General features: G+C 71.7%; 10 protein-coding genes. 6 read left to right on the forward strand and 4 right to left on the reverse strand.

What is annotated here, in order from left to right; genetic code table 11:
• Positions 1 to 262: 262 nt before the first annotated feature.
• Entirely contained in the window at positions 263 to 2,050 is a 1,788-nt protein-coding gene (locus tag ACT53O_RS03820; RefSeq protein ID WP_476151385.1) for a glycoside hydrolase family 3 protein, read from the reverse strand.
• A gap of 129 nt (positions 2,051 to 2,179) precedes the next feature.
• Between ACT53O_RS03820 and ACT53O_RS03825 the strand changes: the two genes are divergently transcribed.
• The gene (locus tag ACT53O_RS03825) at positions 2,180 to 3,460 is read left to right on the forward strand and encodes a TetR/AcrR family transcriptional regulator (RefSeq protein WP_476151386.1); all 1,281 of its coding nucleotides are present in this window, start codon (positions 2,180 to 2,182) and stop codon (positions 3,458 to 3,460) included.
• A gap of 107 nt (positions 3,461 to 3,567) precedes the next feature.
• Here the strand turns inward: ACT53O_RS03825 and recQ are convergent, their stop codons facing one another.
• The 3 genes from recQ to ACT53O_RS03840 form a co-directional block, all read right to left on the reverse strand.
• Entirely contained in the window at positions 3,568 to 5,589 is a 2,022-nt protein-coding gene (gene recQ / locus ACT53O_RS03830; protein ID WP_476151387.1) for a DNA helicase RecQ, read from the reverse strand.
• A gap of 180 nt (positions 5,590 to 5,769) precedes the next feature.
• A complete protein-coding gene (locus ACT53O_RS03835) occupies positions 5,770 to 8,331 on the reverse strand; it encodes a DEAD/DEAH box helicase (RefSeq protein WP_476151388.1) in 2,562 nt (853 codons plus the stop codon).
• Positions 8,332 to 8,388: 57 nt separating this feature from the next.
• Positions 8,389 to 9,582 (reverse strand): glycoside hydrolase family 3 N-terminal domain-containing protein, encoded by a 1,194-nt coding sequence (locus ACT53O_RS03840; RefSeq protein WP_476151389.1) that lies wholly within the window; start codon positions 9,580 to 9,582, stop codon positions 8,389 to 8,391.
• Between the two features lie 6 nt (positions 9,583 to 9,588).
• On the opposite strand from ACT53O_RS03840, the gene ACT53O_RS03845 reads away from it, so the two are divergent.
• The 5 genes from ACT53O_RS03845 (at position 9,589) to ACT53O_RS03865 (ending at position 14,336) form a co-directional block, all read left to right on the forward strand.
• Positions 9,589 to 10,056 (forward strand): GNAT family N-acetyltransferase, encoded by a 468-nt coding sequence (locus tag ACT53O_RS03845; protein WP_343234086.1) that lies wholly within the window; start codon positions 9,589 to 9,591, stop codon positions 10,054 to 10,056.
• A complete protein-coding gene (locus ACT53O_RS03850) occupies positions 10,053 to 11,060 on the forward strand; it encodes a pirin family protein (RefSeq protein ID WP_476151390.1) in 1,008 nt (335 codons plus the stop codon). The genes ACT53O_RS03845 and ACT53O_RS03850 overlap by 4 nt, the downstream gene beginning before the upstream one ends.
• A gap of 48 nt (positions 11,061 to 11,108) precedes the next feature.
• On the forward strand, positions 11,109 to 11,669 hold the full coding sequence (locus tag ACT53O_RS03855) for an ECF transporter S component (protein WP_039413055.1): 561 nt from the start codon (positions 11,109 to 11,111) through the stop codon (positions 11,667 to 11,669).
• An 85-nt stretch (positions 11,670 to 11,754) separates the two neighbouring features.
• Complete coding sequence (locus tag ACT53O_RS03860; RefSeq protein ID WP_476151391.1) at positions 11,755 to 13,530, forward strand: ABC transporter ATP-binding protein; 1,776 nt, start codon at positions 11,755 to 11,757, stop codon at positions 13,528 to 13,530.
• The gene (locus ACT53O_RS03865; protein WP_476151392.1) at positions 13,527 to 14,336 is read left to right on the forward strand and encodes an energy-coupling factor transporter transmembrane component T family protein; all 810 of its coding nucleotides are present in this window, start codon (positions 13,527 to 13,529) and stop codon (positions 14,334 to 14,336) included. The genes ACT53O_RS03860 and ACT53O_RS03865 overlap by 4 nt, the downstream gene beginning before the upstream one ends.
• The last annotated feature ends 29 nt before the right edge of the window (positions 14,337 to 14,365 follow it).

Genomic DNA, 14,365 nt, shown 5'->3' on the forward strand with positions numbered 1-14,365 from the left:
ACCTCGCGTACGCCGGGCACAGTTCTACTCCTGCGCGCACCGTCGGCGCCTCCGCTTGACGCGGGGCGATCGCAGGGGTAACGCGCGTGAGCGTGGCAGCCGCCTGGCGGGCGCGCGGAGGGCCGCGGCGCCGCAGCGGATGCGGATCACGCGCACAGAATCGGATGCCGCGCGCGGCGGCATCCGATTCTGTTGCGCAGGCCCGAATCCGATGCGGGAACGGGGTCAGGATCCGGGGTCAGAGCCCGGGTGGGATCCGGGGTCAGAGCTCGAGGCCGTGACCGAAGCGGAAGAGGGGGTCGGCGGTGTCGAACGGGACATCGGGACGTGAGGCCTCGACCGCGGCCATCGAACGAGGGAGATCGAACGGGAGCTTTCCGCGCGCCGACGCGCGACCCGAGAGCACGTCGAACAGGGCGGCGGCACCGGCGCCCCAGTTCGCGGTGAGGCTCACGTCGAGCTCGGCGAAGGGTGTGAGGATCGCGGGACGATCGAGGAAGACGTCGACCACGGTGGGCACCACTGCCGCGACCTCGGCGACGTGCGCAACCACCTCGGCAGGGAAGTCGAGCGAACCGGCGTGGAAGAAGTTCTCGAACGCCGATCCTCGCTGTTCGTAGGGCGCCTGAAGCCGCAGCACCGCGACGTCGGCCTCCGCGGGGGTTGCGACGAGCTCGCCATAGGCGGCCGCGACGGCTGCATCCACCCCCTCGACGTAGAGCTTGACGCCGCCGGCGAAGGGCACGGATGCCGTCGCGGACAGCACCGCGATCGAGGCGCGCTGCGCAGCCTCGCCCGCGGCACGGAATGCGGCGGAGCCGACGATCGCGTCGGCCGCCTCGGCATCCACGAACGGGTCGTCGAAGAGCCCCAGGACGAACTTCTCGCGCAGCAGGCGTCGCGCCGACACATCGAGGCGCGCGTCGGACACGACACCGTCGGCCACGAGCTGCACCAGGATCTCGGTGCAGCGCTCACCGCCGAACTGGTCGGCCCCGGCATCCAGGATCTTCGCCATGCGCTCGGCGGGCGTGAGGTGCTCCACCCCCCACGCGCGGGCCGGGAAGGGCGTGCCCATGATGTCGCTGTCGGTGATGAGGCCCCAATCGGTGCAGACGACGCCGTCGAAACCGAAGCGCTGGCGGAGCAGGCCCGTGAGCACGCTCTTGTTGAAACCGAAGCCGACCTCTTCGTAGGGGGTGCCGATCGGCATGCCGTAGTACGGCATGACCTGGCGCACGCCGGCGTCGAAGGCGGCCGCGAAGGGCGTCAGGTGCAGCTCGAATGCATCACCGGGGTAGACCTGCTCACGGCCGTACGCGAAGTGGGGGTCCTCGCCGTCCTTCTGCGGCCCGCCGCCGGGGAAGTGCTTGACCATGGTCGACACCGAGCCGGGCCCGAACGTCTCGCCCTGGAATCCGCGGATGTAGGCGGCGCCGAGGCGCGCCGACAGCTCGGCGTCCTCTCCGAACGTCTGCAGCTGGCGCGCCCAACGCGGCTCGGTCGCCAGATCGACCTGCGGGTGCAGGGCGACACGGATGCCGACGGCGGTGTACTCCTGCCGGGCGATGTCGCCGAAGCTGCGCACGAGATCCTCGTCGCGGGTCGCGGCGAGCCCCAGCGCGTCAGGCCACTGCGAGAACGGACCGGCGTGCATCGCCGCACCGGGGTTGTCGGTGAACGAGTGGCGGGGGTCGGTGGACAGCGACACCGGGATGCCGAGCCGGGTCGAGGCTGCGAGCTCCTGCAGCCGGTTGTGCCAGCGTGCGATGTCGCCCGCCGAGGGCGCGGCGCCCAGGAGGTTGAAATGCGTCATGTGGCGCTCGCGCACGTACTCCTCGGTGGACGGGAGCCCGAACGCGGGGTCGCCGCCGGAGAGCTCTCCGTCGGGGCCGATCGTGATCATCGTCTGGAAGAACAGGCCCGCCTTCTCCTCCACCGTCATCTCGGCCAGCAGCAGGTCCACACGCTCGTCGACGGAGAGCGTCGCGTCGAGCCAGGGGCGGGCGCCGACGTCGGGGAGGGCCGGGGCGGATGACAGCTCTGTCATGGAGGGGTCCTTTCACGGCGACGCACGGATCCGGTGCGCCTCTGTGCCGACCGTACACGAAACCCGACCGATTGGTAACTCTTTCCGGCGGGCGCCGCAGGCCGGGGTTAGGGTGAGCGGGGAGGCAGGATGGCGACGGCAGTGGCGCGAACACGCAATGCTGCGGCGACGCGCGCGCGCATCGTCGAGGCCGCGCGTGAGGTCTTCATCTCTCGCGGGTATCGTGCGGCGTCGCTGCGCGATGTCGCGACCGCGGCGGGCATCAGCCACCCGGGGCTTCTGAAGCACTTCGCGACGAAGGACATGCTCCTCGCCGCCGTCGTCGCCGGGTTCGACCGATCGACCGAGACGGCTCTCGCCGACCACGACGGCGCGCGCGAGGCCGGCGCGCTGCTCTTCTCGTCGGTCGCGGCGAGGAACGCGACGATTGAGGGCTATCTCGCGCTGTATGCGGCGCTCGTCGGCGAGGGCTCCACCCGCGGACACCCCGCGCACGCGGCGATGCGCGAGCGCTACCGTCGACTGCGCGCGGTGTTCGTCGCGCAGCTGTCCGCGGCCCGCACCGTCGGCGCGGTGCATCCCGGCCGCGACGTGGGCGGCGAGGCCGTCCGCATCGCGGCGGTCTGGGACGGCCTGCAGCTGCTTCAGCTCTATCTGCCCCGGCGCGTGGATCTCGTGTCGCTGCTCACCGACATGCAGGAGATGCTGGTCGCAGCCCCCGGCGCGCCCGGTCCGGCGCAACGCGACGGGGGTGAGGATGCCGCGGCATCCGCCCGTCCCGCGCCCTGGCCGACGCTCGATCTCGTCGACGAAGAGCCCGAGACGACGGAGGGCTACCGCGTCGGGCGCGAGCGGCGATCTCGGATCGTGCGCGACGCGACGGCGCTGTTCGCCCGGGATGGGTACGCCGACACCAGCCTGCGAGAGATCGCCGAGCGCGTGGGGGTGTCGAAGTCGGCCCTGCTGCACCACTACCCGTCGAAGGATGCGCTGCTGCGCGCCGTGCTGGCCGAGCGCGATCGTGCCATTTCGGTGTCACCGCCGGCGCACGCCCAGCGCGCTGCCGATGCGCTGCGGGATCTGCCGCGCAACGCTGCGATCAATGCGGCGTCCGCGCCCGGACTCATCGAGGTGTACGCGGTGCTCTCGTGCGAGGCACTGCCGCCCGACCATCCGGCGCACGACTACTTCACGCAGCGCTTCGCCGCCACGATCGACCATTTCACCGCCGTCCTCCGCGCGGCGCAGCAGGACGGCGACCTGCCGCCCCACCGCGATCCCGCCCGTGAGGCGATCCGGCTCGTCGCACTGTGGGACGGCTTGCAGTACCAGTGGCTGTACGACCGCGAGAGCGTGGACGTGGCCGCAGAGCTCGCCGCCCACATCGACGACATCCTCCCCCGGCGCTGATCGGCCGCCGTCGGCGGCGGGTGGCCTGCGGCCTACGGCTCGCATCGGATCCGGCCGTCGCTGCATGGACGGGCACCCCCGCTGAGCCCGCAACTCGCGCACGCGCGTCAGTGCGCGGCGATGACCGCGAGGACGCCCTCGCCGTAGGCCTCGCGCTTCTTCGCGCCGATGCCCGTGATGCCGTCGAGCGCCGCGATGGATGCCGGGCGCTGCTCGGCCAGCGCCCGCAGCGTCGCATCGCCGAAGACGATGTACGCGGGCACACCCTGTTCCTTCGCGACCCCGGCACGCCAGGCGCGAAGGGCTTCGAAGAGGTCGCGGTCACCGTCGGCCACGGCGTCGGACGCCGCGGCCTTGCGGACGCGCGCCGCACCCCCGCCGCGCCCGAGGACGTCGCGGCGCAGCGGCACCGGCGTCTCACCGCGCAGCACCGCCGCGCCTTCGTCGCCGACCGCGAGCACGCCGTACTCGCCGCGGGCGACGATGACGCCGCGAGCGAGCAGTTGTCGGATGACGCTGCGCCAGTCCTGATCGCTGAGGTCCGCTCCCAGCCCGTACGTGGCGAGCGTGTCGTGGCCCTGCTGACGGATGCGTTCGGTCGACGCTCCGCGGAGGATGTCGACCAGATGCCCCGCGCCGAAGGCCTGATTGCGCTCGCGCTGCAGCCGCACGATCGTCGACAGCAGCTTCTGGGCGGGGACCAACCCGTCCCAGGTGTCGGCCCCGTCGAGACAGGTGTCGCAATTGCCGCACGGCTCGGAACTCTGCCCGAAGTACGCGAGAAGGTTCTGCCGGCGGCACGAGACCGTCTCGCAGAGGGCGAGCATCGCGTCGAGGTGTTGACCGAGCCGCATCTTGTACGACCGCTCGCCCGGCGACTGATCGATGAGGCGCCGCTGCTGCACCACGTCGCCGAGGCCGTAGGCCATCCAGGCGATGGCAGGCTCGCCGTCGCGGCCGGCCCGGCCCGTTTCCTGGTAGTAGCCCTCCACCGATTTCGGCAGGTCGATGTGGGCGACGAAGCGTACGTCCGGCTTGTCGATGCCCATTCCGAAAGCGATCGTGGCGACCATCACCACGCCGTCTTCGCGGAGGAAGCGCTGCTGGTGGTGAGCACGCACCGCGGCATCCAATCCCGCGTGATACGGCAGGGCATCGACCCCTTGCGTGCGCAGATACTCGGCCGTCTGCTCCACCGACTTACGGCTGAGGGCGTAGACGATTCCGGCGGCGCCGACCGGCTGGGCGCGCACGAACTGCAGCAGCTGACGGCGCGGATCGACCTTCGGCTCGATGCGGTACTGGATGTTGGGACGATCGAAGCTCGCGACGAAATGCCGTGCGTCGGGCAGGCGCAGCCGCTCGGTGATCTCCTGATGGGTCGCGCGCGTGGCCGTCGCCGTGAGCGCCATGCGCGGCACCCCGGGGAAGCGCGCGCTCAGATCTCCGAGCGCGAGGTAGTCGGGACGGAAGTCGTGACCCCACTGACTGACGCAGTGCGCCTCGTCGATGGCGATCACACTGAGTGTGCCCCGCTGCAGCAGGGCACTCGTCGCGGGAGCGCTGAGGCGTTCGGGCGCGACGTAGAGCAGGTCGAGCTCGCCGGCGAGGAAGTCGCGCTCGACACCGGCGCGTTCGGACGGGCTCTGGGTGGAGTTCAGGTACGCCGCCCGCACACCGTTGGCGCGCAGGGCGTCGACCTGGTCGTGCATCAGTGCGATGAGCGGACTGATGACCAGCCCCGTGCCGGGACGGACGAGCGCGGGAACCTGATACGTGATCGATTTGCCGCCGCCGGTGGGCATGAGCACCACGGCGTCGCCGCCGGCGACGACATGCGCCACGATGTCGCCCTGATCGCCGCGGAACTCGTCGTACCCGAAGACCTCCTTCAGGACGGCCTTCGGGTCGGACGCAGACGCGGCTCGCCGCGCGGCCGGGCGGGCGGGTGCGGTGGCGGCCGGGTTGGCGGCCGGTGCCGCGTCCCGTGTCGCGCGAGCGAGCGCACCGGCATACCCGTCGTACTCCGGCGGCGGCGGGGCGTCGGCGTCGTCGGGCGGAGTCAGCTCATCCACATCCCACGGCACGTCCGCGTAGGGGTCGTCGTACCGATCGGTGGCTGCACTCACCCGTCCAGGCTAGCCGCGGCATCCGACACCCACACCCGCACCGCCCACACACCCCACCCACACCCCGCCGAGCCGCTACGATCCCGCCGAGCCGCCACGACAGATCATGGCGGCTCGCTCAGAATATGGCGGTTCGGCGATCGCCGGGTCCCCGGGGTGCTCGCGGGCGGGCGCGGCGGGTTAGAGCCGCACGACCTCGGTGACGCGGACGACGGCGGCTCCCTCCTCGACGGAGGCGGCGAGATCGACCTGGGCCCGGATACGCCAGTCGTGGTCTCCGGCCGGATCGTCGATCGTCTGCTCGACGCGCCAGAGACCGGATGCCGCGGCATCCGCCGTGTCGATCGCACACAGCCGCGGTGAGCGCGCGGGGCCGCCGGTGAGGATCTCGTCGTGCTCGTCGTAATAGCGGTCGAGGGCTTGCGGCCAGTCGACGTCGGGATCGAGGGCGACCAGCGCGTCGTCGTCCTGCAGAGCCGCGAGCTGCACCCGCCGGAACAGCTCGTTGCGCACGAGCACCGTGAACGCGCGCTCGTTCGTGAGGATGGAGGGCGGCGCCGGCGGCACGACCGGAGCGCCGTCCTCGGGCAGCACCGCCGCCGGGTCGATGAGCGCCGACCACTCGTCGACGAGACTCGAGTCGACCTGGCGCACGAGTTCGCCGAGCCACTCGATGATGTCGCGCAGCTCGTCGGTTCTCGCATCGGCCGGAACGGTCTGGCGAATCGCACGGTCGGCGTCAGACAGGTAGCGCAGCACCAGCCCTTCACTGCGGGACAGCTGATAGAAGGAGACGTATTCCGCAAACGACATGGCGCGCTCGAACATGTCGCGGACCACCGATTTGGGGCTCAGTTCGAAGTCGCGCACCCAGGGCTGCGACGAGGCGAACACCTCGAAGGACTGCGTCAGCAGGTCGGCGAGCGGTTTCGGGTAGGTGATCTCCTCGAGCAGCGCCATGCGCTCGTCGTACTCGATGCCGTCGCGCTTCATGGCGGCGACCGCCTCGCCCCGGGCGCGGTACTCCTGCTGGGCGAGGATGGCGCGCGGGTCATCGAGGGTCGACTCGATGACGCTCAGCACGTCGAGGGCGTAGTGGCCGGTGCCGACACCACCCTGCGCGGGGGCTCCGCCCGGCGGCACGTCGTCCTCCGGCGACAGCAGCTCGATGGCGGCGAGCGCGAAGGGCGACAACGGCTGGTTGAGCGCGAAGTTCGGCTGCAGGTCGACGGTGAGCGCGATGCGCGGGCCGGATGCCGGGGAACGGTCGATCTCGACGATCCCGGCATCCACGAGCGTGCGGAAGATCGCGATTGCGCGCCGGGCGAGGGCGAACCGACGCGCGATCGGCTCGTGGTTGTCGAACACGAGCGCGCGAACGTGGCCGAACACGTCTCCCCCGCGACCGATGACGTTGATCAGCATCGCGGCGGTGAGCTTCAGCTGCGGCACGAGCGGCTCGGGAGCGGCGGCGATGAGCCGCTCGTATGATCCCTCGCCCCAGTTGACGACACCGGTGGGGGCCTTCTTGCGGACGATCTTCTTGCGTTTTGCCGGATCGTCGCCGGCCTTGGCGAGCGCGACCGCGTTCTCGATCTCCCACTCGGGCGCCATGACCACGACGTTGCCGTGGGTGTCGTAGCCGGCACGTCCCGCGCGCCCGGCGACCTGGTGGAACTCGCGCGCGGTGAGCTGGCGCATCTTCGTGCCGTCGTACTTGCTGAGCGCGGTGATCATGACGGTGCGGATGGGCACATTGATGCCGACCCCGAGGGTGTCGGTGCCGCAGATCACCCGCAGCAGCCCGCGCTGGGCGAGCGTCTCGACGAGGCGTCGGTAGCGCGGCAGCATACCCGCGTGGTGCACGCCGATGCCCGCCCTGACGAGGCGCGACAGCGTCTTGCCGAAGCCGGTCGTGAAGCGGAAGCCGCCGATGGCGTCGGCGATCTCGTCGCGCTGGGCGCGGGTAGTGAGGGTGACGGATGCCAGGGCCTGCGCACGCTCGAGGGCCGCTGCCTGTGCGAAGTGCACGATGTAGACCGGCACCTCGCGCTCGTCGACGAGCATCGTCAGCACCTCGTGCACCGGCCGGCGCTCGTAGGAGAAGTGCAGCGGGACCGGGCGCTCGACGCCGGTGACGAGCGCCACCGGACGGGACGTGCGGCGCTCCAGATCGTCGGCGATCGGTGTGACGTCGCCGAGAGTGGCGGACATCAGCAGGAACTGCGCCTGCGGCAGCAGCAGGAGCGGCACCTGCCACGCCCATCCCCGATCGGGATCGCCGTAGTAGTGGAACTCGTCCATGACGACCTGGGCGATCTCCGCATCCGCGCCGTGGCGGAGGGCGATGTTGGCGAGGATCTCCGCGGTGCAGCAGACGATCGCGGCATCCGGATTCACCGACGAGTCGCCGGTGACCATGCCGACGTTCTCGGCGCCGAACACCTCGACCAGCGCGAAGAACTTCTCGCTGACCAGCGCCTTGATCGGGGCCGTGTAATACGAGCGGCCGCCCGCGGCCAGGCAGGCCGCGTGCGCGGCGATCGCGACGAGCGACTTGCCGGTGCCGGTCGGCGTCGACAGGATCACGTTGGCGCCCGACACCAGCTCGATGACGGCTTCGTCCTGTGCGGGATAGAGCGCCAGCCCGCGCCCGGCGGCCCAATCGACGAAGCCCTGATAGGCGGCATCCGCCGACGCGCCGACGGGCACGAGATCGGTCAGTGCCGCGGGCGAGGTCATTACCCGAGTCTGCCAGGCGCCGCGGTGCCATCGTCGCACGGTGCCGCCGCGGTGGGCTCAGGGGCGCGCGGCCTTGGCGGCGAGCACGTGTCGTGCGGCGTCGTCCACACGCTGTGCGAACGCGGGATCGGTCTGCGCCTTGGCGAGCACCGCGTCGTACATGGCCGCGAAGACGCTGGGGTCCGTCGATGCGAGCACGACGTCGACCCCGGCGCTCACGGCGAGCACCGCGCGATCAGCCGGGCTCCACGCCTGCACCGCCTGTGCCGCGGAGAGGTCGTCGGTGACGATCATCGCGTCGGGCCCGACGAGCGACCGGGCGAGGCCCACCACCGTCGGTGAGAACACCGCCGGTGCAGAGGGGTCGATGTCCTGGTAGATCGCGCTCGAGACCATCACGGCGGCGGGGCCGCCCTGCAGCAGACGGCGGTAGACGGCGACGTCGGGGCCGTCCGCGGTGACGGTCGTGTCGACGACGTCGGCGGCGGTGTCGGTGTTGGCGGTGACGTGACCGAGCCCCGGGAAGTGCTTGAACACCGGCATGACACGCGAGGCCCGCATCCCGTCGGCGAACGCGCCGGCCTTGGCGACCACCGTCGCCTCGTCGTAGCCGTACTGACGGCCGAGCGCACCGATCGGCGGATTGTCGAAGCGCGTCGCTTCGCTCGTAACGATGTCGGCGACGGGCGCGAGGTTGAGGGTGACGCCGGCGGCGGCGAGCTGCTGCCCCCACGTCGTCGCGGAGGCGCGCAGCTGGTCGTCGGGCAGGTCCGCCTGCCGGATCGCGTACGGGATGTCATCGAAACCCGGACCCGTGAGCACCTGGACCTCGCCTCCCTCCTGGTCGGTGGAGACCCAGAGGGGGATGCCGTCGGCATCCGCGCTCGTGAACGAGCCCACGAGCGCCGCGACCGCCGCCGCCCCCGCCTGCGAACGCCCGTGCAGGAAGATCCCGCCCGCGTGCCGGTCGGTGACCGCCGCCATCGTGGCCGGCGTCGCCGCATCGATCTGCGTGCCCACGATGAAGAGCTGTCCGACGCGCTGGCGCAGGTCCAGACCGGCGAGCGGGTCGACGGTGGGCGTCGGGGTGGGAGTCGTCGTCGGGGCGGGTGACGGAGCGGAGGTCGACGGGGACGGGGACGGACCGTAGGCACCGCAACCCGCCAGGCCGAGGGCGATCACCGCGGCGGCCGCGGCGGAACGCAGCGCGCGCGAGAGCCGTCGCGAACGGAGGCCGGAAGAAGACGTCACCCCGCCATCCTCCCGGTTCGCCCGCCGCCGCGACAGGCCTGGTGCCCTGACCGAGAACCGGCCTACGGTGGGAGAACACCTGCACACGAAAGGGACGTCATGAGCGACGACATCCGCATCGCCCGCAACGACGACGCCGACCGCTACGAGATCCTCGTCGACGGACGGGTCGCCGGCTTCACCGAGTACGAAGCGGATGCCGAGGGCCGGCACGTCTTCCCGCACACGGAGATCGACCCCGCCTACGGCGGACGCGGACTCGGCACGAAGCTCGTCGCGGCGGCGATGGAGGGCGAGTCCGCGCGCGGGGTTGCCGTGGTGCCGGTGTGCCCGTTCGTCGTGAGCTACCTGCAGAAGAACGAGGTGCCCGGTCTCGCCGTGGCGTGGCGCGAGGGCGACGTCGAAGCGGCGAGCGCCGCGTCGACCGCCGAGCCGACGCCGGGCGACGAAGGGGTGGGGTCGTCCCGAGGATGACCAGGCTCGACGACGCGGCCCCCGACCTGGCCGGACCGGCCGCCTGCGACGGTCCCCGCTCGCTGCTGCTGGAGGCCCGCGAGGTTCCGCTGGGCGGCGTGCGGGCGATGGAGGTGCACCGCAGTCTGCCCCAGCGCGCACTGCCGATGGTCGGCGCCTGGTGCTTCCTCGACAGGTTCGGGCCGCAGACCGCGCGCATGCGGGTGGAGCCGCACCCCCACATCGGCCTGCAGACCGTGACCTGGCCGCTCGTGGGCGAGGTGCGCCACCGCGACACGCTCGGCAACGACGTGGTGGTCAGGCGCGGCGTCCTCAACCTCATGACCAGCGGCGCCGGCATCGCACACTCCGAGTACTCCCTGGGCGAAGACGCCGTGCCACTGGATGCACTGCAGCTGTGGGTCGCCCTCCCGGAGTCCCGCCGACACGGCGCGGCCGGGTTCGAGCGGCACGAGAACCTGCCGATCGTCACCCTCGACGACGGGGAGCACGGCGCCGGGGCCACGGCGACGGTCGTGGTCGGGGTCTTCGCCGGCGTGCCGTCGCCCGCGACGATGCACACGCCGATCGTCGGCGCCGAGATCCGCCTGCCGGCGGGGGCGCGGGTGCGCCTTCCGCTCGATCCGGCCTGGGAGTACGCCCTCGTCGGTGTCGCCGGGGTGCCCGAGGTGCACACCGCGGAGGATGCCGCGATCACGCTCGCCGACCAGGGGCTGCTGTACCTCGGCATCCATCGCGACGGGGTCGAGGTGACGGCGCAAGAGGACACGACGCTGTTCCTGATCGGCGGCGAGCCGTTCGAGTCGGACATCGTCATGTGGTGGAACTTCGTGGGGCGCTCGCACGATGAGATCGTCGCCGCGCGCGAGGCCTGGGAGAGCGAGGCCGACGGCACCGAGCGTGCCGACGCGCGGTTCGGGCACGTCATCGGACACGACCGTGAGCGGGTGCCGGCGCCTCCCCTTCCGGCGGTGCGACTGACTCCTCGACGCCGCACGGTCTGAGGGTTTTTCCCGGCCCGGGCTCCGCGAGCGCGCAGCTACGCTGGAGGCGTGGCCCGAAACACCGTCCTGTCGACGCGCGTCCTGCTGGTGTGCGCGGCAATCGGCGTGGCCACCGGCATCCTGGGCGGTATCGCCGGGCTCGTGACGCCGATCGTCCTCTCCGTACCCGGTCTGGCCATCGTCTACGGCCTCGTGCTGGGCGCGCACGTGCTTCCCGGCATCATCGCGCAGGAGGTGCTGCGCCTGCCGCTGGTGGCCGTGCTGACGCATGTTCTGGCAGCGCTGGTCGCCAGCGCGTTCGCGCCGATCTGGAGCGCGCGTTTCCTCGGCACGGCACTGCTGTTCGGTGCGATTCAGGAGGGCGTGGCCGCGCTCACCCGCTACCGCGCGTGGGGTGCGTGGCGGTTCTTCATCTCCGCGGTCGTGATCGGTGTGCTCGTGGCGGTCGTGGTCTTCTTCGCCGCGCACCTGAGCGCCTACCCGCTCTGGGCCCAGATCGCCTATCTCGCCCTGTCGGTGTGCGGACCGGTGGCCTGGACGGCGATCGGACTCGGCGTCGGCGCGTCGCTGCGGCGGGCGGGCGTCGCGCGGCAGATCGTTCGGCGCTGATACGGGGTTCCGGACAGGAGCTAGGTGGGAGAAGTTAGGTTCGGCTAACCTGAGGGGAGACGCCCGACCGACCCTGGGACGAACCGTGACCACTGCTGAGCCTGGAGCGGATGCCGCGGTGCCCGATACCCGCGCGTCCGGTGCTCTGCTGAGCGTGCGTGACCTCGGCATCCGTCACGACGGCGCGGATGCCGAGGCTCCCGCCGGCGCCTCGTTCGTCGTCAACCGCGGCGAAGTGGTGCTGCTTCTCGGTCCGAGCGGGGCCGGGAAGTCGACGCTGGCACTCGCGCTCAACGGGCTCATCCCCCACGCGGTGCCGGCCACGGTGCGCGGACGGGTGGAGGTCGACGGTCTCGACACCGCCGAGACCCCGGTGTCGGTGCTGAGCACGCGAGTGGGCATGGTGTTCCAGGATCCCGACGCGCAGCTGGTGACGGGAACCCTCCTCGACGAAGTGGCCTTCGGCCCCGAGAACCTGCGTCTTCCCGTGGCGGACGTGCTGGAGCGCGCGGAGGAAGGCCTGCGCCGGGTCGGCCTTTGGGACCGGCGGCACGAGAACCCCGACCGTCTGAGCGGAGGCGGCCGCCAGCGCCTCGCGATCGCGTGCGCGCTCGCGATGGGCTCACCGCTTCTGGTGCTCGACGAGCCGACGGCGAACCTCGACCCGCAGGGCGTCGAAGAGGTCTACGCGACGCTCGGCGCGCTCGTCGCCGCCGGCGATCGCGCGATCGTGCTCGTGGAACACAACCTCGACGCCGTCGTCGGCATCGTCGACCGGGTCGTCGTGCTCGACCGCACCGGGCGCACCGTGGCCGACGGCACGGTTGACGAGGTGCTGCGCGCCCGCGCCGCCGAGCTGCATGAGATGGGGGTCTGGCTGCCCGTCTCTACCCTCGCCGCACTGCGTCTGCGCGCCGCGGGATGGACGCTCGATCCTCTGCCGCTCGACCCGACCGAGCTGCGCACCGCCCTCGACGCGGCGGACGCACCGGCCGGCTCGCCCGCGGCATCCGTCCCTTCCGCAGCCGATGCGGCGCCGGTCGCCTCCGCAGAGCCGTTGATACGCGTCCGCGGGCTGCGCACTGTGCGGGGTCGTCGCGAGATCCTGCACGGCATCGACCTGGATGTGGCGGCGGGCGAGTTCGTCGCCCTCGTCGGCGCGAACGGCGCGGGAAAGACCACGCTGCTGCAGTCGCTCGCGGGAGTCGTCCCGGTGCCGCGGGGGCAGGTGGTGCTCGACGGCATCGACGTCGCGCGCAGCGATCCGCGCGAGCTGTCGCGGCGAATCGGCTTCGTGTTCCAGAATCCGGAGCACCAGTTCATCGCGCACACGGTGTTCGACGAACTGGCGCACGGCCTGCGGCGGCAGCGGCTCGCCGAGAACGAGGTGCGCGAGCGGGCCTTCGATGTGCTGCGCCGGTTCGACCTCGACGGCAAGGCCGACGTGCACCCCTTCCTGCTCTCCGGCGGGCAGAAGCGGCGCCTGTCGGTGGGCACCGCTCTCGTCGCCGGTGCGCCCGTGCTCGCCCTCGACGAACCCACGTTCGGTCAGGATCGGGCGCGGGCCGACGAGCTCATGGATCTGCTGGAGGGCCTGAGCGCCGACGGCACCACGATCCTCGTCGTCACCCACGACATGCAGCTGGTCACCGAGCACGCGCATCGCACGGTCGTCGTCTCCGAGGGGCGCGTGATCGCGGATGCCGCGACCGCCGCGATCTTCGCAGACGACGATCTGGTGCGCGCGGCGGGTCTCCGTCAGCCGCCGCTGCGACGCGCGTTCGCGGGGATGACGCGGCATCCTTCTCTTGCCGACGTCACCCGCCTCACCGATCTGCCGGTGGGGGTGACGGCCCCGTGAGCGCCGCCGTCACCGATCCGTGGGCGCGCACCGACAGCGAGAGCGTTCGCACGCTGGAGGGCATCAACCCCCTGGCGAAGCTCGCGGCGCCCCTGCCCGCGATGATCCTGCTGGTGTTCGTGCGCGACCTCGCCACCCCGCTCGCGTTCATCGCCGTCGCCTATGTCGTCGTGCTCCTCGGCGCGCGGCTGACCGCCCGGGTGGCCCTGCTGCTGTTCGTCGCGCTGCCCGCCGCGGCCCTCGTCATCGGAGCATCGATGAGCCTGTGGACCGATCCCGCCCGCGTCGGCGGCGCCGTTCTCGCGCACGTCGGCTCGTGGACGTTGACCAGTGGAGCCCTGGCGGTCGGGTTCGCGACAGGACTGCGCCTGGCCGCGATCGTCGCGCTCGCGCTGATCGCGGGGCTGACGACCACGGGCCCCGACCTCGTCCGGGCGAGCGTGCAACAGCTGCGCGTGCCGTACCGGGTCGGCTACACCGCACTGGCCGCCTTCCGCTTCGTGCCGCGGTTCGGGCACGAGCTCGACGTGATCCGCCAGGCCCACCGGGTGCGCGGGTCGCACGGCGGCCGCGGGCCGTTGGCCGCGATCGCGCGCTGGTGGGGCTATCTCGTGCCGCTTCTCGCGGGCGCGATCCGCCACGCCGAGCGCGTCGCGCTGTCGATGGATGCCCGCGCCTTCGGCGCCCACCCCGACCGCACCGAGCGTCACCTCGTCCCGTGGCGCCGGCGCGACACCGTCTTCGTGGTCGTCTTCTGGCTGGTGAGCGGCGCCATCCTGATCGCCCTCTTCCCCTGGACCCTCTGACGCCGCACTGCGCATCCCTGTCCACACAC

The organism is Microbacterium sp. DMC48 (assembly GCF_056313825.1).

Excerpts from the sequence above, each read along its gene's own strand:
- ACT53O_RS03850 (WP_476151390.1), top strand. The coding sequence starts at position 10,053 with ATGACCAGGCTCGACGACGCGGCCCCCGACCTGGCCGGACCGGCCGCC.
- ACT53O_RS03820 (WP_476151385.1), bottom strand. The coding sequence starts at position 2,050 with ATGACAGAGCTGTCATCCGCCCCGGCCCTCCCCGACGTCGGCGCCCGC.
- ACT53O_RS03825 (WP_476151386.1), top strand. The coding sequence starts at position 2,180 with ATGGCGACGGCAGTGGCGCGAACACGCAATGCTGCGGCGACGCGCGCG.
- ACT53O_RS03835 (WP_476151388.1), bottom strand. The coding sequence starts at position 8,331 with ATGACCTCGCCCGCGGCACTGACCGATCTCGTGCCCGTCGGCGCGTCG.